The organism is Pseudomonas sp. SIMBA_067, assembly GCF_046534675.1.
Lineage (GTDB): Bacteria > Pseudomonadota > Gammaproteobacteria > Pseudomonadales > Pseudomonadaceae > Aquipseudomonas > Aquipseudomonas putida.
Genome location: NZ_JAWRYH010000007.1, coordinates 266,164 through 291,642, shown reverse-complemented (window position 1 = coordinate 291,642; position 25,479 = coordinate 266,164). Strand labels below are relative to the sequence as shown.

The 25,479-nt window shown below is 63.4% G+C and carries 21 protein-coding genes; 13 read left to right on the top strand and 8 right to left on the bottom strand.

Annotation, left to right across the window (positions count from 1 at the left end; translation table 11 throughout):
- Positions 1-155: 155 nt before the first annotated feature.
- From SB765_RS17560 to SB765_RS17550, 3 genes are read right to left on the bottom strand one after another with little or no spacing between them, the layout of a single operon-like run.
- Complete coding sequence (locus SB765_RS17560) at positions 156-1,136, bottom strand: alpha-L-glutamate ligase-like protein (protein ID WP_016500536.1); 981 nt, start codon at positions 1,134-1,136, stop codon at positions 156-158.
- Positions 1,136-2,671 (bottom strand): inactive transglutaminase family protein, encoded by a 1,536-nt coding sequence (locus SB765_RS17555; protein WP_341798157.1) that lies wholly within the window; start codon positions 2,669-2,671, stop codon positions 1,136-1,138. The genes SB765_RS17560 and SB765_RS17555 overlap by 1 nt, the downstream gene beginning before the upstream one ends.
- A gap of 5 nt (positions 2,672-2,676) precedes the next feature.
- On the bottom strand, positions 2,677-3,213 hold the full coding sequence (locus SB765_RS17550) for an ATP-dependent zinc protease (protein WP_016500534.1): 537 nt from the start codon (positions 3,211-3,213) through the stop codon (positions 2,677-2,679).
- A gap of 306 nt (positions 3,214-3,519) precedes the next feature.
- On the opposite strand from SB765_RS17550, the gene SB765_RS17545 reads away from it, so the two are divergent.
- From SB765_RS17545 to prpD, 6 genes are all read left to right on the top strand, one after another.
- Entirely contained in the window at positions 3,520-4,236 is a 717-nt protein-coding gene (locus SB765_RS17545) for a GntR family transcriptional regulator (protein ID WP_016500533.1), read from the top strand.
- Positions 4,233-5,123: a methylisocitrate lyase gene (gene prpB, locus SB765_RS17540; protein WP_016485912.1), complete on the top strand. Its 891-nt coding sequence runs from the start codon at positions 4,233-4,235 to the stop codon at positions 5,121-5,123. Before SB765_RS17545 ends, prpB begins: the two co-directional genes overlap by 4 nt.
- Positions 5,124-5,181: 58 nt before the next feature.
- Positions 5,182-6,309 carry a 2-methylcitrate synthase gene (gene prpC, locus SB765_RS17535; protein ID WP_410911289.1) on the top strand — a complete coding sequence of 376 codons (1,128 nt, stop codon included), beginning with the start codon at positions 5,182-5,184 and terminating at the stop codon, positions 6,307-6,309.
- A gap of 109 nt (positions 6,310-6,418) precedes the next feature.
- The gene (acnD, locus tag SB765_RS17530) at positions 6,419-9,007 is read left to right on the top strand and encodes a Fe/S-dependent 2-methylisocitrate dehydratase AcnD (protein ID WP_341798158.1); all 2,589 of its coding nucleotides are present in this window, start codon (positions 6,419-6,421) and stop codon (positions 9,005-9,007) included.
- Between the two features lie 147 nt (positions 9,008-9,154).
- The gene (prpF, locus tag SB765_RS17525; protein ID WP_410931679.1) at positions 9,155-10,345 is read left to right on the top strand and encodes a 2-methylaconitate cis-trans isomerase PrpF; all 1,191 of its coding nucleotides are present in this window, start codon (positions 9,155-9,157) and stop codon (positions 10,343-10,345) included.
- Positions 10,346-10,417: 72 nt separating this feature from the next.
- Positions 10,418-11,902: a 2-methylcitrate dehydratase gene (gene prpD, locus SB765_RS17520; RefSeq protein WP_284363491.1), complete on the top strand. Its 1,485-nt coding sequence runs from the start codon at positions 10,418-10,420 to the stop codon at positions 11,900-11,902.
- Positions 11,903-12,075: 173 nt separating this feature from the next.
- On the opposite strand, the gene acnB is transcribed toward prpD, so the two are convergent.
- The gene (gene acnB / locus SB765_RS17515) at positions 12,076-14,685 is read right to left on the bottom strand and encodes a bifunctional aconitate hydratase 2/2-methylisocitrate dehydratase (protein ID WP_341798868.1); all 2,610 of its coding nucleotides are present in this window, start codon (positions 14,683-14,685) and stop codon (positions 12,076-12,078) included.
- Positions 14,686-15,091: 406 nt separating this feature from the next.
- On the opposite strand from acnB, the gene SB765_RS17510 reads away from it, so the two are divergent.
- On the top strand, positions 15,092-15,574 hold the full coding sequence (locus SB765_RS17510; RefSeq protein ID WP_151326450.1) for a DUF1289 domain-containing protein: 483 nt from the start codon (positions 15,092-15,094) through the stop codon (positions 15,572-15,574).
- 10 nt (positions 15,575-15,584) lie between these two features.
- On the opposite strand, the gene queD is transcribed toward SB765_RS17510, so the two are convergent.
- A complete protein-coding gene (queD, locus tag SB765_RS17505; RefSeq protein ID WP_012271598.1) occupies positions 15,585-15,941 on the bottom strand; it encodes a 6-carboxytetrahydropterin synthase QueD in 357 nt (118 codons plus the stop codon).
- A gap of 53 nt (positions 15,942-15,994) precedes the next feature.
- Positions 15,995-17,074, bottom strand: a complete 1,080-nt coding sequence (locus tag SB765_RS17500) for a patatin-like phospholipase family protein (protein ID WP_410931678.1) — start codon at positions 17,072-17,074, stop codon at positions 15,995-15,997.
- A 238-nt stretch (positions 17,075-17,312) separates the two neighbouring features.
- Between SB765_RS17500 and SB765_RS17495 the strand changes: the two genes are divergently transcribed.
- The 5 genes from SB765_RS17495 to SB765_RS17475 all read left to right on the top strand — a co-directional run bounded on the left by SB765_RS17495 (position 17,313) and on the right by SB765_RS17475 (position 21,358).
- Positions 17,313-17,621 (top strand): PepSY domain-containing protein, encoded by a 309-nt coding sequence (locus SB765_RS17495; RefSeq protein WP_410931677.1) that lies wholly within the window; start codon positions 17,313-17,315, stop codon positions 17,619-17,621.
- A complete protein-coding gene (locus SB765_RS17490; protein ID WP_016500524.1) occupies positions 17,621-17,935 on the top strand; it encodes a PepSY domain-containing protein in 315 nt (104 codons plus the stop codon). The genes SB765_RS17495 and SB765_RS17490 overlap by 1 nt, the downstream gene beginning before the upstream one ends.
- Entirely contained in the window at positions 17,936-18,604 is a 669-nt protein-coding gene (locus SB765_RS17485) for a response regulator transcription factor (protein ID WP_028613463.1), read from the top strand. It abuts the gene before it with no gap.
- Positions 18,601-19,920: a sensor histidine kinase gene (locus SB765_RS17480; RefSeq protein WP_410931676.1), complete on the top strand. Its 1,320-nt coding sequence runs from the start codon at positions 18,601-18,603 to the stop codon at positions 19,918-19,920. The genes SB765_RS17485 and SB765_RS17480 overlap by 4 nt, the downstream gene beginning before the upstream one ends.
- Positions 19,921-20,203: 283 nt before the next feature.
- Positions 20,204-21,358 (top strand): HPP family protein, encoded by a 1,155-nt coding sequence (locus SB765_RS17475; RefSeq protein ID WP_410931675.1) that lies wholly within the window; start codon positions 20,204-20,206, stop codon positions 21,356-21,358.
- Here SB765_RS17475 and SB765_RS17470 read toward each other — a convergent pair.
- Complete coding sequence (locus SB765_RS17470) at positions 21,332-22,198, bottom strand: LysR family transcriptional regulator (protein WP_341798164.1); 867 nt, start codon at positions 22,196-22,198, stop codon at positions 21,332-21,334. The two genes, SB765_RS17475 and SB765_RS17470, sit on opposite strands and share 27 nt — an antisense overlap.
- Before the next feature lie 179 nt (positions 22,199-22,377).
- Here SB765_RS17470 and SB765_RS17465 point away from each other — a divergent pair, with 179 nt between their 5' ends.
- Positions 22,378-24,267, top strand: coding sequence for a propionyl-CoA synthetase (locus SB765_RS17465; RefSeq protein ID WP_229609433.1), 1,890 nt, complete (start codon positions 22,378-22,380; stop codon positions 24,265-24,267).
- A gap of 36 nt (positions 24,268-24,303) precedes the next feature.
- On the opposite strand, the gene zapE is transcribed toward SB765_RS17465, so the two are convergent.
- On the bottom strand, positions 24,304-25,374 hold the full coding sequence (zapE, locus tag SB765_RS17460) for a cell division protein ZapE (protein WP_341798165.1): 1,071 nt from the start codon (positions 25,372-25,374) through the stop codon (positions 24,304-24,306).
- Positions 25,375-25,479: the final 105 nt, after the last annotated feature.

Here is a 25,479-nt window from a genome sequence, read left to right as displayed (position 1 = left end):
AAGCGCCTAGCACTGGGCGCGACATTCGCCAGTGTGTTTGGCCCATTCGCAGCACAAGGCTGCTCCTACAGGTGAAACGCAGCCCTGTAAGCCTGCGCAGTATCTGTAGGAGCAGCCTTGTGCTGCGAATGGGCTGCAAGGCAGCCCCCGGCAATTCAGCGGTTAGGCACGTGCCCGAACAAACCCTGAGCTACCCGAACCCGCTGTTCGGCATCTTCGGTAATGCCATCCTTGGCCAGCGCTTCGATATGCGCCTCAATGGCGTGGGTGCGCTGGGTCAGACCGCAGTCGTTGGCAATCTGGATGTTAAGGCCCGGGCGGGCGTTGAGCTCGAGAATCAGCGGGCCTTTTTCCTGGTCCAGCACCATGTCCACGCCGATGTAGCCCAGCCCGCACAGTTCATAGCAGCCGGCGGCCAGCTTCATGAAGCCGTCCCAGTTCGGCAGCTGCACGCCATCCACCGCATTGGTGGTGTCCGGGTGCTTGCTGATGATGTTGTTCAGCCAGGTACCGCGCAAGGTCACGCCGGTGGCCAGGTCAACGCCCACGCCGATGGCACCCTGGTGCAGGTTGGCCTTGCCGCCCGACTGGCGGGTCGGCAGGCGCAGCATGGCCATTACCGGATACCCCATCAGTACGATGATGCGGATGTCCGGCACGCCTTCGTAGCTGATGCTTTTGAAGATCTGGTCGGGGGTAACCCGGTACTCGATCAGCGCGCGGTCGCGGTGGCCGCCCAGCGAGTACAGGCCGGTGAGGATGCTCGAAATCTGGTGTTCGATTTCCTCATGGCTGATGATCTTGCCCGACACCGTGCGGTAGCGGTCCTCGAAGCGGTCGGCGATCACCAGGATGCCGTCACCGCCGGCGCCTTGCGCCGGCTTGATGACGAAATCGCTGCGCCCGCCAATGATCTGGTCGAGCTTGTCGATTTCTTTCTCGGTTTCGATGATGCCGTACATTTCCGGCACATGGATACCGGCCGCCAGGGCGCGCTCCTTGGTGATGATCTTGTCGTCGACGATCGGGTACAAGCTGCGCTTGTTGTACTTCAACACGTAATCCGCGTTGCGCCGGTTGATACCCATGATGCCCCGGGCCTCCAGGGCTTTCCACGTCTTGATCAGGCCAAACATCAGGCGTCAGCCTTCTTCAGGAATGCCTTGAAGCGCACGAGTTCGGTCAGGCGGTAGCCACGGTAGCGGCCCATCGCCAGCATGAAGCCCACCAGGATCAGCAGTACGGCCGGGAACGTGAACACGAAGTACACCAGCTCCGGCACCATCATCAGCAGGTGCGCCAAAGAGGCTGCAAACAGGGTGCCGATGGCCACTTTCATGGCATGGCCACCGCCACGTTCTTCCCAGGTGATCGACAGGCGCTCGATGGTCATGGTCAGGATCACCATCGGGAACAATGCCACCGACAGCCCGCGCTCAAGGCCCAGCTTGTGGCTGAACAGGCTGATGGCGGCGATCAGCACCACGACGAAGGTCAGCACCACCGACAGGCGTGGCAGCATTTGCAGCTTGAGGTGTTCCAGGTACGAGCGTAACGACAGGCCAAGCGCGGTAATCACCGTGAACAGCACGATGCCAAAGCCCAGTTGGGTCTCGCGGAAGGCCAGGGCGATCAGCACGGGGGTGAAGGTACCCAGGGTCTGCAGGCCGACCAGGTTGCGCAGCACCAGGATCACCAGCACGCCGATAGGGATCATGACCATGATCATGAAGGTTTGCTGGGTCTGCAGCGGCAGGCTGTACAGCGAGTACTCGAGGAAGTCGGCGTCGGTGTTCTCGTCGGTCAGCTTGGCCAGGCGGATGGCGTTCATCTCGCTGTTGTTCATGCTGAAGGTGACGTTGGCCTTCTTGCCGCCATCGACGGTGATCAGGTTGTCGTCACCGGTCCACCACAGCAGGCGGTCGCTGGGCAGGCCTTGCTCGCCGGTGTCCGGGTTGAAGTACAGCCAGTCGTTACCGTTGAAGCTGCGCAACCACAGCTCCGGGGTTTGCGGGGTGTCGGCCACCAGGCGGATGGTGTGCACCTTTTCCATCGGTACGTGGGCGATCGACAGCAGCAGGTCGATGATCTGGGCTTTCTTCATCGGCGAGGTGTCGCCGGCCAGCAGCAGCTTGACGTTGTCGTCGTTGAGGTTGTTGACCCGCTTGATGGTCTCGCTGACGAAGGTCTCTACGTCGGCAGAGTGCTGGCGAATCGGCGCCATCAGGGCTTCGGCGGCGATCTTCTCGGGGCCTTCGATAGCCAGGCTGTCACGGAAGGTCGGGCCTTTGACCGTGGTCTTCTCGTTGCTGTAGCGCTTGGTCAGCACCAGGCGGTAGTAGAGGGTCTGGTTGCCGCTGGCGCGGCGGGCCGACCAGGTGACCTTGCGGTTACCGTCGGCACGGTTGACGCTCACCCCGTAGTTGTTGGAGATGAAGCTCTCGTTGAGGCTGACATAGTCGCGGTTCAGCGGTGGCACGAACATCTGCACCTTGACCGGGTCCTTGGTGCTGGCCACGAACTCGACCTTGGCGTCGATGTTCCACAGGTCGTCGGTTTCATCCTCGGTCACCGGGATGCCGAGGAAGAAGATCTGGTAAGCCGTGACCGCCACACCCAGTAGCACCAGTACGGTGATCAGGACTTTCAGATGGAGGGTAAGAGAGCGCATCGGAATTACTCTGCTTTGTGAGCGTCGGTGGCACAGGCAGGTTTGCCGGCCGCATATTTAAGGCTTGGGTCGACCAGCGCGTCGAAGTGCTTGAGTGCCTCGGAGCCGATCAGCAGCGGGAACTGGAAGGCGCTGCGGTCGGTGAGGTTGACTTCGATGGTGCGCATGGCCTGGCCCATGCAGATTTCAAGTTCGATGACCGGGCGTGCCGTGTAGGCCTTGCCCGATTCGGCATCATAGTCGCCGGCCCGGCGCTTGATCTTGCTTACGCGTGCCAGCGGGCGCTCGATCGGGTGCGAGTGGGCAGCATCGATGGCCAGGTAGAAGCGCACCCAGCTTTCGCCGTTGCGCTTGAACCGCTTGATATCGCGGGCGCTGAGCGAGGCGGTTTTGGCACCGGTGTCGAGCTTGGCGGCCACTTCCAGGTCCAGGTCGCCCAGCCGTGCATATTCGTTGAGACCATAGACGGTCTTGCCCGCAGCCTGACCAAGGGCCGGCAGCAGGGTGAGGCATAGCAGCAATAAAACGGGTGTAAGTCTCATAATCCTGGCGCGGTGCAGTGCAAGGTTCTAGGCAAGGTTCTGGTCAAGGCGACTGGCAACTACTGCGCAAGCTTCCTCTTTTATCTGTCAACAAGCATGAATGTATGACAGACAGGCTATCCATACCCCATCGGAGGCGCGGCATTCTATCACGCCGACGTATTGACGCCAGCGGTGCGCGATCTGACAGCACCGGGCGGGGGTTAGTTCGTTATTAGACAATTGTCGACAATGTTCATTTTGTCTTTGACTGGCGAGCCTGTTTTCGCTAATTTCTGGCAAAGAGATTTTCAAGGTGTCGACAATATGCAGGACCTTTCCACCGCCAGCCCGGTGCTGACAGACGAAACGGAAACCTTGTCTGAAAACGTCTTCCGGCGCATTCAGGCGGCCATCGTCAAGGGCGAAATTGCCCCCGGCAGCAAGATTTCCGAGCCGGAGCTGGCGCGCACCTACGGCATCAGCCGTGGGCCGTTGCGCGAGGCCATCCACCGCCTGGAGGGCCAGCGCCTGCTGGTGCGCGTACCGCATGTTGGCGCGCGCGTGGTATCGCTGAACCACGCCGAACTGATCGAGCTGTACGAAATTCGCGAGTCGCTGGAAGGCATGGCCTGCCGCCTGGCAGCCGAACGCATGAGCCAGGGCGACATCGACGAACTGCGCCGTGTGCTTGATACCCACGAGCGCGATGCCGCATTCCAGGCTGGTGTGGGTTACTACCAGCAGGAAGGCGACTACGACTTCCATTACCGGATCATCCAGGGCAGCGGCAACCAGACCCTGGTCAAGATGCTGTGCGGCGAACTGTACCAACTGGTGCGCATGTACCGCATCCAGTTCTCTGCCACGCCCAACCGGCCACGCCAGGCTTTTGCCGAACACCACCGCATCCTCGATGCCATCGCCGACCGTGACGGCGAGCTGGCCGAACTCCTGATGCGCCGCCACATCGGCGCGTCCAAGCGCAACATCGAGCGTCACTATCTGGACGCCCACAACAACAGCCCACGAGGTGAGAAATGACTGTGAAGAGCACCCCCGGTCAGCGTTTCCGCGACGCCGTTGCTGCCGAACATCCCCTGCAGGTGGTTGGCGCCATCAACGCCAACCATGCCCTGCTGGCCAAGCGCGCCGGCTTCAAGGCCATCTACCTGTCCGGCGGCGGCGTGGCCGCAGGCTCGCTGGGCTTGCCGGACCTGGGCATCACCGGCCTGGACGACGTGCTCACCGATGTGCGCCGCATTACCGACGTGTGCGACGTGCCGTTGCTGGTGGATGTCGACACCGGCTTCGGTGCGTCGGCCTTCAACGTCGCCCGCACCGTACGTTCGATGAGCAAGTTTGGCGCTGCTGCCATCCATATCGAGGATCAGGTGGGCGCCAAACGCTGCGGCCACCGTCCGAACAAGGAAATCGTCAGCCAGCAGGAAATGGTCGACCGCATCAAGGCCGCTGTCGATGCCCGTAGCGATGACAGCTTCGTGATCATGGCGCGTACTGACGCCTTGGCCGTCGAAGGCCTGAACGCTGCCCTTGATCGCGCCGAGGCCTGCATCGAGGCTGGCGCCGACATGATCTTCCCGGAAGCCATCACTGAACTGCAGATGTACAAGACGTTCGCTGATCGGGTGAAGGCGCCGATTCTGGCCAACATCACCGAATTCGGCGCCACGCCGTTGTACACCACCGAAGAGCTGGCCTCGGTCGACGTGTCGCTGGTGCTGTACCCGCTGTCGGCGTTCCGTGCCATGAACAAGGCCGCCGAGAACGTGTACACCGCGCTGCGCCGCGACGGCACCCAGAAAAACGTGATCGACACCATGCAGACCCGTATGGAGCTCTACGATGCCATCGGTTACCACGCCTTCGAGCAGAGCCTCGACGCGTTGTTTGCCCAGAAGAAAGGCTGAGCAACACCCCGAATTAGCCAGAATAAATCCATAACAAATTCAAGAAAGGAGAAACATCATGGCCGAAGCGAAAGTACTCAGTGGCGCAGGCCTGCGTGGCCAGGTGGCCGGCCAGACCGCACTGTCGACCGTTGGCCAGGCCGGTGCCGGGCTGACCTACCGGGGTTACGACGTGCGTGACCTGGCGGCAGGTGCCGAGTTCGAAGAAGTCGCTTACCTGCTGCTGTACGGCGAGCTGCCAACCCAGGCCGAGCTGGCCGACTACAAGCTCAAGCTCAAAGGCCTGCGTGACCTACCGCAAGCATTGAAGGAAGTGCTGGAGCGCATCCCGCGTGACGCCCACCCGATGGACGTGATGCGCACCGGTTGCTCGGTACTGGGTACCCTGGAGCCCGAGCTCACCTTCGAAGCCCAGCGCGACAAGACCGACCGCCTGCTGGCGCTGTTCCCGGCAGTGATGTGCTACTGGTACCGCTTCACCCACCATGGCGTGCGCATCGATTGCACCAGTGACGAAGACACGCTCGGCGGCCATTTCCTGCACCTGCTGCACGGCAAGAAGCCGAGCGAGCTGCACGTCAAGGTCATGAACGTGTCGCTGATCCTGTACGCCGAGCACGAGTTCAACGCCTCCACTTTCACCGCCCGCGTTTGCGCCTCGACCCTGTCCGACCTGTACTCCTGCGTCACCGCTGCCATCGGCTCGCTGCGCGGCCCGCTGCACGGCGGTGCCAACGAGGCGGCGATGGAGCTGATCGAGCGCTTCCAGAGCCCGCAGGAAGCCACTGCCGAGCTGCTGCGCATGCTGGAGCGCAAGGACAAGATCATGGGCTTTGGCCATGCCATCTACAAAGAGTCCGACCCGCGCAACGAGGTGATCAAGGGCTGGTCGAAGCAGCTGGCCGACGAAGTGGGGGACAGCGTGCTGTACCCGGTTTCAGAAGCCATCGACAAGACCATGTGGGAGCAGAAGCGGCTGTTCCCCAACGCTGACTTCTACCATGCCTCGGCGTACCACTTCATGGGTATCCCGACCAAGCTGTTCACCCCGATCTTCGTCTGCTCGCGCCTGACCGGCTGGGCGGCGCATGTCTTCGAACAGCGTGCCAACAACCGCATCATCCGCCCGAGCGCCGAGTATGTCGGCGTCGAGCAGCGCCAGTTCGTGCCGATCGAGCAGCGCTGAAACCGAACCTGTGGGGTGGCCTGTTCCGGCGATGAGGCCGGAACAGCCAACACAGGACAGCAATTAGAAAGCTATCCACGACCGTACCGTGACCGAGCCTGATAACGATATGAACACAGCATTCCGCAAGCACCTTCCAGGCACCGACCTGGACTACTTCGATGCCCGTGCGGCGGTCGAGGCGATCAAGCCCGGCGCTTACGACGGCCTGCCTTACACGTCCCGCGTGCTCGCCGAAAACCTGGTGCGCCGCTGCGACCCGGCCACCCTCGACGCCTCGCTGGGCCAACTGATCGAACGCCAGCGCGACCTCGACTTCCCGTGGTTCCCGGCCCGCGTGGTGTGCCACGACATCCTCGGCCAGACCGCGCTGGTCGACCTCGCCGGCCTGCGCGATGCCATCGCCGACAAGGGTGGCGACCCGGCCGCCGTCAACCCGGTGGTGCCGGTACAACTGATCGTCGACCACTCGCTGGCAGTGGAGTGCGGTGGCTTCGACCCGCAGGCCTTCGAAAAGAACCGGGCCATTGAAGACCGCCGCAACGAAGACCGCTTCCACTTCATCAACTGGACCAAGAAGGCGTTCAAGAACGTCGACGTGATCCAGCCGGGCAACGGCATCATGCACCAGATCAACCTGGAGAAGATGTCGCCTGTCATCCACAACGACCGCGGCGTGGCCTACCCGGACACCTGCGTCGGCACCGACAGCCACACCCCGCATGTCGACGCCCTGGGCGTGATCGCCATTGGCGTTGGCGGCCTGGAAGCCGAAAACGTGATGCTCGGCCGCGCTTCGTGGATGCGCCTGCCGGAAATCGTCGGCGTCGAGCTGACCGGCAAGCTGGCACCGAACATCACCGCCACCGACCTGGTGCTGGCCCTGACCGAATTCCTGCGTAAACAGAAAGTCGTCGGCGCCTACCTTGAATTCCACGGCGAGGGCGCCCGCGCGCTGACCTTGGGTGACCGCGCCACCATTTCCAACATGGCCCCGGAATACGGCGCCACCGCCGCTATGTTCGCCATCGACCAGCAGACCATCGACTACCTGCGCCTGACCGGCCGCGAAGAGCAGCAGGTCAAGCTGGTGGAAACCTACGCCAAGGCGACCGGCCTGTGGGCCGACAGCCTGGGCGGCGCTGTCTACGAGCGCACCCTGAGCTTCGACCTGTCGAGCGTGGTGCGCAACATGGCCGGCCCGTCCAACCCGCACGCTCGCGTGGCTACCACCGACCTGGCAGCCAAAGGCATTGCCGGCAGTTGGGAAGAGGTGCCGGGGCAGATGCCGGACGGTGCGGTGATCATTGCCGCCATCACCAGCTGCACCAACACCAGCAACCCGCGCAACGTGATAGCCGCTGGCCTGATTGCACGCAATGCCAACAGGCTTGGCCTGGCCCGCAAACCGTGGGTCAAGTCGTCGCTGGCGCCAGGTTCCAAGGCTGTGCAGCTTTACCTGGAAGAAGCCGGGCTGGAGAAGGAGCTGGAGCAACTCGGTTTTGGTATCGTCGCCTTCGCTTGCACCACCTGCAACGGGATGTCTGGCGCGCTGGACCCGGTGATCCAGCAAGAAATCATCGACCGCGACCTGTACGCCACCGCCGTGCTGTCGGGTAACCGCAACTTCGACGGGCGTATCCACCCGTATGCCAAGCAGGCCTTCCTGGCTTCGCCGCCGCTGGTGGTGGCCTATGCCATTGCCGGCACCATCCGCTTCGACATCGAGAAGGATGTGCTGGGCGTGGTCGATGGCAAGGAAATCCGCCTCAAGGACATCTGGCCGAGCGATGAAGAGATCGACGCCGTGGTGCGTGCCGCGGTCAAGCCAGAGCAGTTCCGCAAGGTGTACATCCCGATGTTCGCCATCGAGGAAGACCGCGGGCCGAAAGTGGCGCCGCTGTATGACTGGCGCCCGATGAGCACCTACATCCGCCGCCCGCCGTATTGGGAAGGCGCGCTGGCCGGTGAACGTACCCTGCGCGGCATGCGCCCATTGGCGGTGCTGCCGGACAACATCACCACCGACCACCTGTCGCCGTCCAACGCCATCATGCTCGACAGCGCCGCCGGTGAATACCTGGCGAAAATGGGCTTGCCGGAAGAGGACTTCAACTCTTACGCCACCCACCGCGGCGACCACCTGACCGCCCAGCGTGCCACCTTCGCCAACCCCAAACTGTTCAACGAAATGGTGCGCAAGGAAGACGGCAGCGTGAAGCAGGGCTCGCTGGCGCGTATCGAGCCGGAAGGCAAGGTGACCCGCATGTGGGAGGCGATCGAGACCTACATGCAGCGCAAACAGCCGCTGATCATCGTGGCCGGCGCCGACTACGGCCAAGGTTCGTCCCGCGACTGGGCGGCCAAGGGCGTGCGCCTGGCGGGTGTCGAGGCCATCGTCGCCGAAGGCTTCGAGCGCATTCACCGCACCAACCTGGTGGGCATGGGCGTGTTGCCGCTGGAGTTCAAGCCAGGCACCGACCGCAAGACCCTGGGCCTGGACGGCAGCGAGACCTATGACGTGCTGGGCGCACGTACGCCACGGGCGACCCTGACGTTGGTGGTTACCCGCGCCAATGGCGAGCGCCTGGAAGTGCCGGTGACCTGCCGCCTGGACACCGCCGAGGAAGTGTCGATCTACGAAGCGGGCGGGGTGCTGCAGCGCTTTGCCCAGGACTTCCTCGAAGCGACCGCCTGAGCATGAACGGGGGCCGCTTTGCGGCCCTTTCGCGACACAAGGCCGCTCCCACAGCGTCACGCGATCCCTGTAGGAGCGGCCTTGCGCCGCGATGGGCTGCAAGGCAGCCCCAGAGGCCATATGCATTTCAGACAGGACAGCACATCAATGGCACACGTACCGCAAATAAAAATCCCCGCCACCTACATCCGTGGCGGCACCAGCAAAGGCGTGTTCTTCCGCCTGCAAGACCTGCCCGAGCAGGCGCAGATCCCCGGCCCAGCCCGTGACGCACTGCTGCTGCGGGTAATCGGCAGCCCCGACCCCTACGGCAAGCAGATCGACGGCATGGGCGGTGCGACGTCCAGCACCAGCAAGACCGTGATCCTGTCGCAAAGCATCAAGCCCGGGCACGATGTCGACTACCTGTTCGGCCAGGTCAGCATCGACAAGGCGTTCGTCGACTGGAGCGGCAACTGCGGCAACCTGTCTGCTGCGGTCGGTTCGTTCGCCATCACCAGTGGCCTGGTCGACCCGGCGCGCATTCCGCGCAACGGCATCGCCACGGTGCGGATCTGGCAGGCCAATATCGGCAAGACCATCGTCGCCCATGTCCCGATCACTGAAGGTGAAGTGCAGGAAACCGGCGACTTCGAGCTGGACGGGGTGACCTTCCCGGCGGCCGAGGTGCAACTGGAATTCCTCGACCCGGCGGCCGACGACGGTGACGACGGCGGTGCGATGTTCCCTACCGGCAGCCTGGTCGATGACCTGGAGGTACCGGGCGTCGGCACCTTCAAGGCGACCCTTATCAACGCTGGCATCCCGACCATCTTCGTAAACGCGGCGGATATCGGCTACACCGGTACCGAACTGCAGGACGCCATCAACGGCGACCCGCAGGCGCTGCTGCGTTTCGAGACCATTCGTTCTTATGGCGCCGTGCGCATGGGCTTGATCGACAATGTCGACCAGGCTGCCGGGCGTCAGCACACACCAAAAGTGGCGTTCGTTGCGCCACCGAGCACCTACACTGCGTCCAGTGGCAAGGTGGTACAGGCAGGGGATGTCGACCTGTTGGTGCGGGCCTTGTCGATGGGCAAGCTGCACCATGCCATGATGGGTACGGCGGCGGTGGCGATCGGCACCGCAGCGGCCATTCCGGGCACGCTGGTCAACCTCGCCGCTGGCGGGGGCGAGCGCAGCGCTGTGCGTTTCGGCCACCCTTCGGGCACCTTGCGGGTCGGGGCCGAGGCGCGCCGGGTGGAGGGTGAGTGGACAGTGACCAAGGCAATCATGAGCCGCAGTGCTCGCGTGCTGATGGAGGGCTGGGTTCGCGTGCCTGGCGATAGCTTCTAAAGCACCACTGGCGCTCGGCTTTAGTTCGTTGGGGCTGCACAGCAGCCCCGGCAATTCTGAAGGGAGCTGGATATGAGCGCCAACGTAGACCTCAACGACCGCCCGGACTACGACCGGGTGTTGCAGACCCTGGCCGACTACGCCCTCGGCTACCGGGTCGATTCCGCCGAAGCCCTGGCCACCGCGCGCAACTGCCTGATGGACACTCTCGGCTGCGGCCTGCTGGCCCTGCGCTTCCCCGAATGCACGAAACTCCTCGGCCCTCAGGTAGAGGGCACGCTGGTGCCCAATGGCGCCCGTGTTCCCGGCACCGCCTACCGCCTCGACCCGGTCAAGGCTGCCTGGGACATCGGCTGCACGGTGCGCTGGCTGGACTACAACGACACCTGGCTGGCCGCTGAATGGGCTCATCCCTCGGACAACCTTGGCGGCATCCTGGCCGTGGCTGATCACCTGTCGCAGAAGCACGTCGCAGCGGGTGAGGCGCCGCTGCTGATGCGCGATGTGCTTGAGGCAATGGTCATGGCCCATGAGATCCAGGGTGTGCTGGCACTGGAAAACTCTTTCAACCGTGTCGGCCTCGATCACGTGATTCTGGTGAAGGTGGCCTCAACCGCCGTGTGTGCCAGGCTGATGGGGGCCAATCGCGAGCAGATGCTCTCGGCCTTGTCCCACGCCTTCGTCGACGGCCAGGCCCTGCGCACTTACCGCCATGCGCCCAACGCCGGTTCTCGCAAGTCCTGGGCGGCGGGCGATGCTTCCAGCCGGGGCGTGCGCCTGGCCGATATCGCCCTGCGCGGCGAGATGGGCGTGCCGGGCGTGCTCACGGCGCCGCAGTGGGGGTTCTACGACGTATCGTTCAGTCATACCAACAAAGACTTGGCGCTCAAGCCTGCCGGGCAGTACGAGCTGCGTCTGCCTCAGGCCTTGGGCAGCTATGTGATGGAAAACGTGTTGTTCAAGGTCAGTTTCCCTGCCGAGTTTCATGCCCAGACCGCCTGTGAGGCGGCAGTGACCCTGCATCCACTGGTGCGCAACCGTCTGCATGAAATCGACCGCATCGTGATCACCACCCAGGAGTCAGCGATCCGCATCATTTCCAAGAGCGGCCCGCTGGCCAATGCTGCCGACCGTGACCACTGCTTGCAGTACATGGTGGCGGTACCGCTGATCTTCGGCCATTTGGTGGCAGAGCACTATGAAGATGCTTTCCATGCCCACCACCCGAGCATCGATCGCCTGCGCGAGAAGATGGAAGTGGTGGAAGACCTGCGCTTCAGTCGCGAGTACCTGGAGCCAGACAAGCGCTCGATCGCCAACGCGCTGCAAGTGTTCTTCAAGGATGGCAGCAGCACTGACCAAGTGGTGGTGGAATACCCGATCGGGCATCGGCGGCGGCGAGGGGAGGGCATACCGTTGCTGGAGGCCAAGTTCAGGGCAAACCTGGGGACGCGTTTTGCCCGTCAGCGGTGTGCGCAGATTGTGGAGGTGTGCAAGGACCAGCAGCAGCTGGAGGGGATGGCGGTGCACAGGTTTGTGGATTTGTTTGTGATCTGAGGTTGCCTGTACTGGCCCAATCGCCGGCAAGCCAGCTCCCGCAGGTACTCCAAAGTTCTCAAGACCTGTGGAGTACCTGTGGGAGCTGGCTTGCCGGCGATTGGGCCGGTACAGGCTAAAACAAAAAGCCCCGGCATCGCTGCCGGGGCTTTCTTTACTGCCTGTAACTCAGCTTAAGCCTGAACCACCGGGATCTTGGCGTTGGCTGCCGCTTCGCGGAACTCGGCGATCTGGTCGAAGCTCAAGTAGCGGTAAACGTCGGCAGCCATGCTGTCGATGTCTTTCGCGTACTGCATGTACTCTTCGACGGTCGGCAGCTTGCCGATGATCGAAGCGACAGCAGCCAGTTCGGCCGATGCCAGGTACACGTTGGTCGCGTCGCCCAGACGGTTCGGGAAGTTACGGGTCGAGGTGGAGACCACGGTCGAACCGGTCTGCACACGTGCCTGGTTACCCATGCACAGCGAGCAGCCTGGCATTTCCATGCGCGCACCGGCCTTGCCGTAGATGCCGTAGTAGCCTTCTTCGGTCAGCTGGTGAGCATCCATCTTGGTTGGCGGAGCCAGCCACAGACGGGTAGGGATGCCACCCTTGACCTTCTCCAGCAGCTTGCCGGCAGCGCGGAAGTGGCCGATGTTGGTCATGCACGAACCGATGAACACTTCGTCGATCTTCTCGCCCTGTACCGAAGACAGCAGGCGGGCATCGTCCGGGTCGTTCGGCGCGCAGAGCACAGGCTCTTTGACGTCGGCCAGGTCGATTTCGATGATTTCAGCGTACTCGGCATCGGCGTCAGCCGACAGCAGCTCAGGGTTGGCCAGCCAGGCTTCCATGGCCTGGGCGCGACGCTCCAGGGTACGTGGGTCGCCGTAGCCTTCGCCGATCATCCAGCGCAGCAGGGTGATGTTGGACTGCAGGTACTCGGCGATGGCCTTTTCCGGCAGCTTGATGGTGCAGCCGGCAGCGGAACGCTCGGCCGAGGCGTCGGACAGCTCGAATGCTTGCTCGACGGTCAGTTCGTCCAGGCCTTCGATTTCCAGGATGCGGCCGGAGAAGGCGTTTTTCTTGCCCTTCTTCTCGACGGTCAGCAGGCCCTTCTGGATGGCGTAGTAAGGGATGGCATGTACCAGGTCACGCAAGGTGATGCCCGGTTGCAGTTTGCCCTTGAAGCGCACCAGGATCGACTCTGGCATGTCCAGCGGCATGACGCCGGTGGCGGCGGCGAAGGCCACCAGGCCGGAACCGGCCGGGAACGAGATGCCGATCGGGAAGCGGGTGTGCGAGTCGCCACCGGTACCGACGGTGTCAGGCATCAGCATGCGGTTCAGCCAGCTGTGGATGATGCCGTCGCCTGGGCGCAGCGACACGCCGCCACGGGTGCGGATGAAGTCTGGCAGGGTGTGGTGGGTGGTGACGTCGATCGGCTTTGGATAAGCCGCGGTGTGGCAGAACGACTGCATGACCAGGTCGGCAGAGAAGCCCAGGCACGCCAGGTCTTTCAGCTCGTCGCGGGTCATCGGGCCAGTGGTGTCCTGGGAACCGACGGTGGTCATCTTCGGCTCGCAGTAGGCACCTGGGCGCACGCCCTGGCCTTCTGGCAGGCCACAGGCACGGCCGACCATTTTCTGCGCCAGGGTGAAGCCCTTGCCGGAGTCGGCAGGCTGCTCTGGTTTCTTGAACAGGTCGGAAGCACCCAGGCCCAGCTCGGCGCGGGCTTTTTCGGTCAGGCCACGGCCAACGATCAGCGGGATACGGCCGCCAGCGCGGACCTCGTCCAGCAGCACTTCGGTTTTCAGCTCGAAGTTGGTGACCAGCTCGTCGCTTTCGTGGCGGCGTACTTCACCTTTGTACGGGTAAACGTCGATGACGTCGCCCATGCCCAGGTTGGTGCAGTCGAATTCGATCGGCAGGGCGCCGGCGTCTTCCATGGTGTTGTAGAAGATCGGGGCGATCTTGGTGCCGAAGCAGAAGCCACCGGCGCGCTTGTTCGGCACGTACGGAATGTCGTCGCCGAAGAACCACAGTACCGAGTTGGTAGCGGATTTACGCGAGGAACCGGTACCTACCACGTCACCTACATAGGCAACCGGGAAGCCCTTGGCCTTGACGGCTTCGATCTGTGCCAGCGGGCCGACCGAACCAGGCTGCTGTGGCTCGATGCCGTCGCGGGCCATTTTCAGCATGGCCAGGGCGTGCAGCGGGATGTCAGGGCGCGACCAGGCGTCTGGAGCAGGCGACAGGTCGTCGGTGTTGGTTTCGCCTGGCACCTTGAACACGGTCAGGGTGTACTTCTCGGCGATGGCCGGGCGGGCGGTGAACCACTCGCCGGCAGCCCAGGAGTCCAGCACGGCCTTGGCGTGAGCGTTGCCGGCCTTGGCTTTTTCGGCCACGTCGTGGAAGGCATCGAACATCAGCAGGGTGTGCTTGAGCTGTTCGGCCGCGACGGCGCCCAGTTCGGCGTCATCCAGCAGTGCGACCAGCGTTTCGATGTTGTAGCCGCCCTGCATGGTGCCGAGCAGTTCGGTGGCGTGCTTGCGGTCGATCAGAGGCGACTGGGTTTCGCCCTTGGCAACAGCAGAAAGGAAAGCAGCCTTGACGTAGGCAGCTTCGTCGACCCCTGGTGGTACGCGGTTGGTGATCAGGTCTACGAGGAAGGCTTCTTCGCCGGCCGGCGGGTTTTTCAGCAGCTCGACCAGGCCTGCGGTTTGTTCGGCGTTCAGCGGCTGGGGCACGATACCCAGGGCGGCACGCTCTTCGATGTGTTTGCGGTAGGCTTCAAGCACAGTTATTTCCCTCATCAGTGGTCCCTAAAGGGGGTCCGGGACGCTTATCCAGCATTCGATGCACCCATGCGCTGCCACGGCTTTGTGGGCCGCCCAGCCAGAGTCGCAAAGAATCCTTACAGAAGCTGCTTTCAAAGTTTTACGCCTGCAGAACGGGGAGCTGATGAGGGCTGGCGCGGGCATGCGGGGGATGCATGGCCCGGGCCAACGCCGTTCTACCGGATTAACTGTGCTCGTGACGCTTTGAAAACAGCTTCCAACGGACATTGTTGCCTTTGAAAAGGCCGGATGATTCTACGGCAAAAAAAGCCCGAAAGTAAGGCGCAGAAGATGACTTTAACGAGTGACCCTGGTTAGACAAAGGGCTAACATGGGCCCGTGTTCCTCCGCCAAACTGTTATTTTTCATGTCCAACAAGTCCATCAAGACCCCTTGCGTCGGCCTGTGCTCCACGGTTTACGGAGACACGGTGTGCCGTGGCTGCAAGCGTTTCCACCACGAGGTGATCAACTGGAACGGCTACGACGACGCGCAGAAACGCGCGGTGTGGCTGCGCCTTGAGCAGTTGCTGGTGCAGGTGATGATGGCCAAGCTGGAGGTGTTCGACAAAAGCCTGTTGCGTCAGCAACTGGAGCAGCGCTCCATCCGCTTTGTCGAGCAGCAGTCGGAATATTGCTGGGCTTACCAGCTGATTGCCCGCGGGGCGCGGATGATCCGTGACCTGGAGGCCTACGGCATGGTGCTGCTGCCGGAGTTTCGCGACTGGGAACTGCCGCAATTGCGCGATGCCATCGATCGCGAGTTCTTCCTGCTTTCAGAAGCGCATTACCAGCGCTACATCGCCCCCAGCTTCCTGCGCGATGCCATGGGCAGCACGCAGGGCCAGTAGCGCGGGCGAATCAGTCGCCGGTATATTCGCAACCGCTGGTGCAGGTTTCGTGGATGCGCACTTTCGACAGTTCCGGCATCAGCGGCTTGACCTGGTCCCAGATCCACTTGGCGATCACTTCGCTGGTGGGGTTCTCAAGGCCCGGGATGTCGTTCAGGTAGTTGTGGTCCAGTTGTTCGTAGATCGGCTTGAAGATCGCCTTGACCTCGGCGAAGTCGCGGATCCAGCCGGTGTGCGGGTCGAGCGGGCCGGTCAGGTGCAGGCCGACCTTGAACGAATGGCCATGCAGGCGGCCACATTTGTGCCCTTCAGGGACGTGGGGCAGGCGGTGGGCCGATTCGAATGTAAATTCCTTGAAGATTTCCACGCTGTCTTAACTCTGTGTGAATCAATAATGCGCGCATTCTACCAGCATGGCCGTTACAAGGCTTGCAGGCGTTCATGCAGCCGCCCGGTGGCGACCAGCTCCAGCAACTCGTCGCCCAGGCGCTGGCTTTCAGCGATAGCCTTGTACCAATAGCGCTTGCGGCCTGGCGCATCACCCATGAAGCGCTTGAAGTCGTTGCGGTCCGGCAGCTTGCCGTAGGGCAGGGCGGCCAGGTACTGCGGCGAAGGGGTCATCAGCAGCACGTTCTGCAGGCGGGTGGCATCGCCTTTGCGCCAGGGCAAGGCTTTGTCGAACCAGCCCGGTACCACCTTGTCGGTGAAGTGCGGGTACAGCACCAGGTCGTCGCCGCGATAGGGCAGGTCGAGGTGGTAGTCCAGCAGGCCGCCGTCGCGGTAGGTGCCAGCGCCCACGCCGGGGATGTCTTTCACACCCTGCATGACCATGGGGATCGAACCCGAGGCCAGCAGGGCGTGGCGCAGGTTGGTCAGGTCCAGCGGCAGGTAGCGTGAGGGGAAGTCGGTCAGTGCGTCGAGCGGCGGCGTGGCGCGCCCGTCGTGCAGGATGATGCGCTCGAAGTGGCGCGCCAGGCGCGAACGGCTGAGCAGGTTGCTGGCCACCACCGAGCCCAGGCCCAGGCCCAGGCGGCCACGATGGTCGTGGGCAAGCTGGCCATGGCTTTTCACTACCAGGATATTCAGGTGATAGTGCGGGTTGGCCAGCAGCTGGCCGTCGCGGCCCTGCAGCAGGTCGTCGAGCATGCGTTGGCAGCTGTGGCTGATTTCGGCCGGGGTGGCGCCCTTGGCGAAATCCAGTTCGGTGTACAACTCGCCCAGGCGACGCAGACCCGCGATGGGGTCTTCGAGGCAGGCGCTGGCGAAGCGCCAGGCACCGATCGAAGCGCCAATCAGGGCGCGCGGGCGCGGTGCCGAAGGCAGCCACTCGCCGAACAGTGCCAGGTCCAGGCCCTGGATACCCAGCGGCTTCGGGCCACCGGCCGCACCTGGCAGCACCCCGACATCGGCCGCCTGCAGGCCGCGCTCGCGGATGAGCCGCAGGGCACGGTCACCGGCCTTGAAGGTGAGGGCAGGGTACTTGATGTGGATGGCGCTCATGGCGGATCTCTTGGGTTTGTAGGAGCAGTCTTGTGCTGCGAAAGGGCCGGTACAGACTACACAACTGTTGTGCCTGCACGGGCCCTTTCGCAGCACAAGGCTGCTCCAACAGGAGGCCGAGTCTGGCTGGCGGTGTAACTGCGCTATCATGCCGCCAGCTGTTTTCAGGTTGAATTAAGGACCGGTGGTTAATCTTAACCCCGTAGACAACTTACACAGTTCTCAGGAGAGAAGAACGATGAAAACCTTGACTGCCCTGTTCGCCGCCGCCGCCTTCGCCCTGGGCGCCAATGCCGCTTTCGCCAAGGATGTACAGCCTGACGAAGTGGTCAAGCTGGTCAACGCCAAGACCATCAAGTCGCTGGACGAGCTCAAAGCCACCGCCGTGGCCAAGCACCCCGGCGCCACCGTCACCGACTCGGAGCTTGAAGACGAGTACGGCCGCTACATCTACAAGGTCGAGTTGCGCGACACCCAGAACGTCGAGTGGGATGTTGACCTGGACGCCAAGACCGGTGAAGTGCTGAAGGACGAGCGGGACAACTGATGATCCACTTACCGCGGCCGGCGCGCTACCTCGCGCTGGCGCTGCTGGCCGTGTGCTCCCTGGCCGCAGCCCGCGACCTTGACCAGGACGAAGCCCTGAAGCTGCGGCAGAAGGGCGTCATCCTGCCGCTCGAGCAATTGCTGGAAACCGCCCTGGGGCGTCACCCCGGGGCGCGCCTGCTGGAAGCCGAGCTGGAAGAAGACGACGATCGCTACGAATATGAGGTCGAACTGCTGACGGTTGAAGGTGTGGTACGCGAGATCAAGCTCGATGCCAGCACCGGCGCCCTGCTCAAAGACGAGGAAGACGACTGAATGCGCCTGTTGCTTGTCGAGGACAATGTACCGCTGGCCGATGAGCTGACCGCCGGCCTGCAGCGCCAGGGCTATGCCGTGGACTGGCTGGCCGACGGCCGCGACGCGGTTTACCAGGGGCAGAGCGAACCCTACGACCTGATCATTCTCGACCTTGGCCTGCCGGGCTTGCCGGGCCTGGATGTGCTGGCCCAGTGGCGTGCTGCCGGCCTGGCCACGCCGGTGCTGATCCTCACCGCCCGCGGCTCGTGGGCCGAGCGCATCGAGGGGCTGAAGGCCGGGGCTGATGACTACCTGAGCAAACCGTTCCACCCGGAAGAGCTGCAATTGCGTATCCAGGCATTGCTGCGCCGTGCCCGGGGCCTGGCCAACCAGCCGAAACTGGAGGCAGCGGGGCTGCACCTGGATGAAAGCCGTCAGTGCGTGAGCCGTGATGGCATGGATGTGCAGCTGACCGCCGCCGAGTTCCGGCTGCTGCGTTACTTCATGCTGCACCCGCAGCAGATCCTGTCCAAAAGCCACCTGGCCGAACACCTTTACGACGGCGAAACCGAACGGGACTCCAACGTGCTGGAAGTGCACGTCAATCACTTGCGGCGCAAGCTGGGCCGCAGCGTGATCGAGACCCGGCGTGGGCAAGGGTACATTTATGCAGGGAGCGCCGAGTGAAGTCGATCCAGGCGCGCCTTAGCCTGGGCCTGGTGGCGGTGCTGGTGGTGGTCGGCGTGGTGCTGGCGCAACTGACCTTGTGGCTGTTCGAAGCTGGCCTGCAACGCTACCTGGAAAACGGCCTGCGCAAGGAAAGCGAGAACCTGCTGGTGGCGTTGGTACGTGGGCCGTCCGGCCTGCAGCTGGATGAGCGGCGTATTTCGGCGGCCTACCAACGGCCTTTTTCCGGGTACTACTTCCGCATCGATTTTGACAAAGGTACCTGGAGGTCTCGTTCGCTGTGGGACCTTGACATGCCCAAACCATCGGCGCCCGGGCTTTCCGATAGCCATGAACTCGGCCCGGAAGGGCAGCAACTGCTGGCCCTGCGCGCCGACTACCGGCGCCTGGGCCAGGACATTTCGATCAGCGTGGCACAGGACTATTCGCCGGTGCGCGAAGGTTTCCGGCGCATGCAGCAGATCGGCCTGGGCATGGGCCTGGTGGCGCTGATTCTGGTTCTGGTGCTGCAGCGCATCACGGTTACCCGCTCGTTACGCCCGCTTGAGCGGGCACGCCAGCAGATCGCCCAGCTGCAGCAGGGCCAGCGCTCGCAGCTGGATGAGCAGGTGCCCAGCGAGTTGGCGCCGCTGGTGGGGCAGATCAACCACTTGCTCAGTCATACCGAAGACAGCCTGCGCCGTTCGCGCAATGCCTTGGGCAACCTTGGGCATGCACTCAAGACGCCGTTGGCGGTACTGCTGAGCCTGGCCTCCAGCGAGCGCTTGAAGGACCTGCCCGAAGTCCGCGCGCAGATGCGTGAGCAACTGGAGCAGATCCAGCAACGGCTGGCACGCGAGCTGAACCGTGCGCGGCTGGCAGGGGATGCGCTGCCGGGCGCGCAGTTCGACTGTGACGCCGAGTTGCCGGGGTTGCTCGGGACATTGGGCATGATCCACGGCGAGGGCCTGCTGCTGGCAAGTGATGTGCCGCCCGGGCTGTTATTGCCATGGGACCGCGAAGACTTCCTGGAGCTGCTGGGCAACCTGCTGGACAACGCCTGCAAGTGGGCAGACAGCGAGGTGCGCCTGGGCATTGAGCCCAATACCGAGGGCTTCCAGCTGTGGGTCGATGACGATGGCCCAGGCATCCCTGAGAACCAACGGCTGCAGGTGCTGGAGCGGGGCTCGCGGCTGGACGAGCAGGTGGACGGGCATGGGCTGGGGTTGGGTATCGTGCGCGATATCGTCGACGCCTGGGGCGGGCGTCTGGCCTTGGAGCAGAGCCCGCTGGGAGGATTGCGTGTGAGCATCGACCTGCCGCGCAAGGCTCGGTAATGCCGGGGCCGCTAGGCGGCTCATCGCGACACGAGGCCGCTCCCACAGGTGTGCCCAATCCGCCGAGGCCGTATCAGTACTGCAAAAAAATTGCAGTACAGCCGCAGTTTTTTGAATTAGCCCAACTTCCCTCCACCCGGCAAAATCCCTCTCACGAAACCCTGCGGTTTCCATCTCTCCATGGAAGGAGCCCCTTGTGGTATTGCACGCGCAATACGAGGCCCAGGCCAGCTCGGCTGGGCTTTCTTTTTAATCTGAAAAAACCAAAGACCCCGATTACCCAATGTCTGCCTCGCGTTCCGAAAACCGCCTGCAGCGCCTGTTGCCGGCGCCCCTGAATACCTCTCCAAAAGAATGGTTGCGTGCCGGTATCGGTGCGTTGCTCGGTCTGTTCCTCGCTGGCTGGCTGACCAGCATGGCCTATGGCCCCGGCATCGCCTTGCACCTGCTGGGCCCGCTGGCGGCCACGGCAGTACTGGTGTTCGCCGTGCATTCCGGCCCGTTGGCCCAACCTTGGCCAGTGCTGGGCAGCTACGCGCTGGCCGGCGCGGTCGGCCTGGCCATGCGTCAAGGTTTCGGCCCGGAGCTGTGGGTGGCCGCAGCGGCCCTGGGCGTCTCGATCCTGGTGATGTGCCTGCTGCGCTGCCTGCACCCGCCGGGTGGCGGGGTGGCAGTGAGCGCAGTGCTGGCTGATTCGGGGCTGACCGCCATGGGCGATCACCTGCTTGAGCCCATCCTGCTCAACGCGCTGATCCTGGTGAGCGTGGCGGTGCTCTACAATCGCCTGACTGGTGTGCGCTACCCGAAAGGCGTAGCGCCGCGCAAAGATGTGCACCATACCCACGACCCCCTGCCCAGTGAGCGGGTCGGCATCCGTGGCGAGGACCTGGATCAGGCCCTGGAAGAGCTGGGTGAGTTCGTCGACGTCACCCGTGACGAGTTGGAACGCATCATCCTCGCCACCGAGCAGCACGCCCTGCAGCGCAGCCTTGGCGGTATTACCGCGGCTTCGGTGATGTCGCGCGATGTGCAGTTCGCCACGCCCGAAACCACCCTTGAGCAGGCCTGGAAAATGCTAGCCAGCCACCACCTGAAAACCCTGCCGGTATTGCAGCAGGGCAAGCTGGTGGGCATCGTCAGCCTCAGCGACCTGGTCGGCCCGGCCATGCAGCGTGGCCGCTTCAGCTGGCGCGGGCTGTTCGGCCGCAAAGCGGTACGCATGGAGCAGGTGATGAGCCGCCGGGTGGTCAGTGTCAGTAGCCAGCATCCGCTGGAGCGCCTGTTGCCGCTTCTGTGCGAGCAGGGCCTGCATTGCCTGCCGGTGCTCGATGCCGGCAAGCTGGTGGGGGTAATCACCCAGACCGACCTGATTGCTGGCCTCAAGCGCCAGCTGCTCAGCAACGGCGAGGCTTCAGATAACCGGGTCCCAGCGTTGTGACCAGTCGCTGGCGCCGGCGGCTACCAGCCGGCGCAGGATGGCGAAGGCCTGTTGCAGGGCTTCGCTGTCGCGTTTGCGTGGGTACACCAGGAAGGTCGGGTAGGTGAATTCCGGCGCCTGCGGCACCCGTTCGAACACGCCGCTGTCCAGGTACGCCTGCACCACCCGCGTGCGGAAGTAACCGCTGCCGCCCTGGTCGAGAATAAACTGCAAGGCCAGTGGGCCCAGGTTGAAACTGAGCGCCGGGCGGGCGCAGTCGGGCAGGGCGGCATCGTGCTGGCGGCGAAAGGCCTCGCCCCAGTCGATGTAGATGTAGGGCTCTGGCTGGTCGACCCGGCGCACGCGGATCAGCTTCTCTTCCATCAACTGTTCCACCTGCAGGCCCGGCCCGTAGGTCGGCTGGTACACCAGCGCGGCGTCCAGCAAACCCATCTCGACCTTGCGCAGCAGCGACTCGCCGTCACTTACCTCGCTGCGGATGGCATGGCTGGGCAGCTCACGGTGCAGGGCACTGATCCAGTCAAGCATCATCGGGTTGCCCAGGCTCACTTCTCCCCCCACATGCAGCACTTGCTGGCAGCCCTCGGGCAGCGGCAGGTCGCGCCGCGCCGCTTCCCAGGTTTGTACCAGCTGGTTGGCATAACTGACGAATGCTTCGCCGTCGCTGGTCAGGCTGGCGCCGTTGCGGCTGCGCACAAATAGCTGGCAGCCCAGTTGCTGCTCCAGGCGCTGCACTCGGGCAGTAATTGCCGTCTGTGACACGAACAGGCGTTCGGCGGCGGCGACCAGGCTGCCGCAACGCACGATTTCCAGGAAGGTTCGGGCCTGATCGATATCCATGGGCTGCTCGGTGGCTGAAGGGTGGCCTATTCTAGAGGCTTTGCACCGTTATGGGGCGCTTTTGCGTTGTCTGCAAATTTGCAGGTCGGTTGTGACTTTAGTCCCATGGCGGCGCGGGTGTAGCGGTCCATACTCAGGTTTCGCCCTTCAATAACAACAAGTACCGGGTTCCCTTCGATATGAGCTACCAGCACAGCTACGCCCATTCCATTTCCGACCCTGCCGCTTTCTGGGCGGAACAGGCCGCGCACCTGGCCTGGCACCGCAAGCCTGCCCTGACCCTGCAAGACAACGCCGACGGTACCCACCGCTGGTTCGCCGATGGCCGTCTGAACAGTTGCTACCTGGCCCTCGACCACCAGATCGAGCTGGGCCGTGGCGAGCAGGTGGCGCTGATCTACGATTCGCCGGTCACCGGCGTGCAGCAGGCCTACACCTACAACCACTTGCGCGACGAAGTGGCGCGCCTGGCCGGTTTGCTGCGCCAGCTGGGGGTGGAAAAGGGCGATGGGGTGATCATCTACATGCCCATGGTGCCGCAAGCGGCCATGGCCATGCTGGCCTGCGCGCGGATTGGCGCGGTGCATTCGGTGGTGTTCGGCGGCTTTGCCGCCAACGAGCTGGCCCTGCGCATCGATGACGCCCGGCCCACGCTGCTGCTGACGGCATCCTGCGGGCTGGAATTCGACAAGGTGATTGCCTACAAGCCGCTGGTCGACCGCGCCTTGCAGCTGGCCCGGCACCAGCCGCGCAATGTGCTGGTGCTGCAACGGCCGCAGGCGCAGGCGCAGCTGCAGCCAGGCCGCGACCTGGACTGGCAGGTAGCCTTGGTCGGCGCCCAGCCGGTAGCACCGGTCGAGCTGGATGCCGGCGACCCGCTGTACATCATGTACACCTCTGGCACCACCGGCAAACCCAAGGGCATCGTCCGCGAAAACGGCGGCAATGCCGTGGCGCTGTGCTATGCCATGCGCCATATCTACGGCATGCAGGCCGGAGACGTGTGGTGGGGCATTTCCGATGTGGGGTGGGTGGTCGGCCATTCGCTGATCGTCTATGGGCCGCTGATGAGCGGCTGCACCACGGTGTTCTACGAAGGCAAACCGATCCGCACGCCGGACGCCTCGGCTTACTGGCGGGTGGTGGAGCAATACAAGGTCAACGCGCTGTTCTGTGCGCCCACCGCGATGCGTGCCATCCGCAAGGAAGACCCGGAGGGCGAGCTGATCCGCAAGCACGACCTCAGCTCGCTGCGCCAATTGTTCCTGGCGGGTGAGAAGCTCGATTCCAGCACCCATGAATGGCTGGAGCGGGTCAGTGGCAAGCCGGTGCACGACCACTGGTGGCAGACCGAAACCGGCTGGCCGGTCACCGCGCCCTGCGTGGGGCTGGACGGCAGTGCGGCGAAACCGGGCTCAAGCAACCGGGCGGTTCCGGGCTATCACGTGCGTGTGGTGGATGACGAGGGCCATTTGCTGGGCCCCAACCACCAGGGCTCGATCGTCATTGCCTTGCCATTGCCGCCTGGGTGCAGCCAGACCCTGTGGGGCGATCACGAGCGTTATTTGCAGGCTTACCTGCGCACTTACCCGGGGTATTACCACACGGGTGACGGCGGCTTTCTGGATGATGATGGTTTCGTCTACATCATGGGGCGCACGGATGACGTGATCAACGTCTCTGGCCACCGGCTGTCCACGGGCGAAATGGAGGACCTGGTGGCCTGCCACCCGGCGGTGGCCGAGTGTGCGGTGATTGGCGTGCACGATGAAATCAAGGGTCAAGTGCCGTTGGCGCTCATTGTGCTCAAGGACGGCGAGGGCATTGCCGAGGCGCAGTTGCTGGTAGACCTGGTGGGCAGCGTGCGCGAAGCGATTGGCCCGCTGGCCTGTTTCAACCGGGTTCGGCTGGTGAAGCGGCTGCCCAAGACCCGCTCGGGGAAAATCTTGCGCGCGGTGCTGCGCAAGATTGCCGACGGGCAGGACTATGTACCGCCTTCGACTCTGGATGACCCGGCGGTGCTGGGGGAAATCGAGGCGGTGCTGGCGGATTTGCCCAGGGCGGGTTGATATTTTGACCATCAGGCCGGGGCGGGCAATGCAGTGCTAAGGGGCTACCTGGTGCAGTTGCCCCAACCGGCTGCGGGTACGCATCAGGTCGGCAAGCGGCCCGCCCAGGCTCTCTTCCAGCGGCCGCTTACCAACCACTGTCACCTGTCGGTCCTGGTCATACAGCACATCTACCAGGTTGACGAAGCGCTGCTGCGCCGCCAGCGAACACTGCGCCAGGTCATCCAGCCCATCGATGATCCATTCATCGTACTGCTGCGCAAGCGCCAGGTAGTCGATCACCGCCGTGGCCTTTTCGCACAAGTCGTCAAAGCCAAGCACCACCCGCCGGCCATCGATGGCCAGTGCGCGCAGCGGGCGGTTGTTCACTTCAAGCATTACCGGCTGCTCGTCCGGCATGCCCAGTACCTGGCGCTGCGCTGCCGTCCCCGGCCATACATAGTGGCCTTGGGTAAACCGCTGGTGCTCGCGGTTGGCCGGCAAACTGCGAAAATCGGTGTCGCCACCCACTTCCAGAACCTGCATGCGCCCGTTGATCAGGCGGATCACCGGCAGGAAACGCTCGTGGTACAGCGGGTTGGGCAGCAGCCCTTCGGGCGCGTAATTGGAGGTCACCAGCAGGAACACGCCGCGGACGAACAGGGCGTTGAACAGGCGGGTAAGCAGCATGGCATCGCCGATGTCATGCACGTGGAATTCGTCGAAGCACAACACCTGGCAGCCACCTACCAGTTCGTCGAGGGTTGCGCCCAGCGCATCGTCCAGCGCCCGGTGGCGGTGCATGCCCTGGTGCAGGCGGGCAAAAAAATCATGAAAGTGCAGGCGGCGCTTGGCTTCAACCGGCACCGCCTGGAAGAACCCGTCCAGCAGCCAGCTCTTGCCGCGCCCCACCGAACCATACAGGTACAGGCTGCGTGGCTGCCCTTGTTCGAGCAGTGCCAGTTGTTCGGCCATGCAGTGGATCACCCGTCGCTGGCCATCACTCAGCTGGTAACCGCGGCTTCGGGCTTTGTCCTCGAACCAGTCGAGCAGTTCGCTCTGGCCGGCGGGGGCGCCGCGCAGGCGCTGGCCAAGCTGGCGCAGTGGGGCAGGGATCCAGGCAGACAAAAGCAAAGCTCCTTGGGCGATGACGGGGCAGCGCGCAGCTTGCCCGAGGGCAGCCATTTTGACTAATACAGAAAGTGATCGGCAATGATCACCTGATGCGATAGG

What these genes read in the sequence shown, in the direction of transcription:
- SB765_RS17560 (WP_016500536.1), bottom strand. Translation starts at nt 1,136, where the DNA reads ATGTTTGGCCTGATCAAGACGTGGAAAGCCCTGGAGGCCCGGGGCATC.
- SB765_RS17490 (WP_016500524.1), top strand. Translation starts at nt 17,621, where the DNA reads ATGATCCACTTACCGCGGCCGGCGCGCTACCTCGCGCTGGCGCTGCTG.
- SB765_RS17475 (WP_410931675.1), top strand. Translation starts at nt 20,204, where the DNA reads ATGTCTGCCTCGCGTTCCGAAAACCGCCTGCAGCGCCTGTTGCCGGCG.
- SB765_RS17545 (WP_016500533.1), top strand. Translation starts at nt 3,520, where the DNA reads ATGCAGGACCTTTCCACCGCCAGCCCGGTGCTGACAGACGAAACGGAA.
- SB765_RS17465 (WP_229609433.1), top strand. Translation starts at nt 22,378, where the DNA reads ATGAGCTACCAGCACAGCTACGCCCATTCCATTTCCGACCCTGCCGCT.
- prpF (WP_410931679.1), top strand. Translation starts at nt 9,155, where the DNA reads ATGGCACACGTACCGCAAATAAAAATCCCCGCCACCTACATCCGTGGC.
- acnD (WP_341798158.1), top strand. Translation starts at nt 6,419, where the DNA reads ATGAACACAGCATTCCGCAAGCACCTTCCAGGCACCGACCTGGACTAC.
- prpB (WP_016485912.1), top strand. Translation starts at nt 4,233, where the DNA reads ATGACTGTGAAGAGCACCCCCGGTCAGCGTTTCCGCGACGCCGTTGCT.
- SB765_RS17500 (WP_410931678.1), bottom strand. Translation starts at nt 17,074, where the DNA reads ATGAGCGCCATCCACATCAAGTACCCTGCCCTCACCTTCAAGGCCGGT.
- prpD (WP_284363491.1), top strand. Translation starts at nt 10,418, where the DNA reads ATGAGCGCCAACGTAGACCTCAACGACCGCCCGGACTACGACCGGGTG.
- SB765_RS17495 (WP_410931677.1), top strand. Translation starts at nt 17,313, where the DNA reads ATGAAAACCTTGACTGCCCTGTTCGCCGCCGCCGCCTTCGCCCTGGGC.
- SB765_RS17485 (WP_028613463.1), top strand. Translation starts at nt 17,936, where the DNA reads ATGCGCCTGTTGCTTGTCGAGGACAATGTACCGCTGGCCGATGAGCTG.
- SB765_RS17550 (WP_016500534.1), bottom strand. Translation starts at nt 3,213, where the DNA reads ATGAGACTTACACCCGTTTTATTGCTGCTATGCCTCACCCTGCTGCCG.
- SB765_RS17555 (WP_341798157.1), bottom strand. Translation starts at nt 2,671, where the DNA reads ATGCGCTCTCTTACCCTCCATCTGAAAGTCCTGATCACCGTACTGGTG.
- SB765_RS17510 (WP_151326450.1), top strand. Translation starts at nt 15,092, where the DNA reads ATGTCCAACAAGTCCATCAAGACCCCTTGCGTCGGCCTGTGCTCCACG.
- prpC (WP_410911289.1), top strand. Translation starts at nt 5,182, where the DNA reads ATGGCCGAAGCGAAAGTACTCAGTGGCGCAGGCCTGCGTGGCCAGGTG.
- SB765_RS17470 (WP_341798164.1), bottom strand. Translation starts at nt 22,198, where the DNA reads ATGGATATCGATCAGGCCCGAACCTTCCTGGAAATCGTGCGTTGCGGC.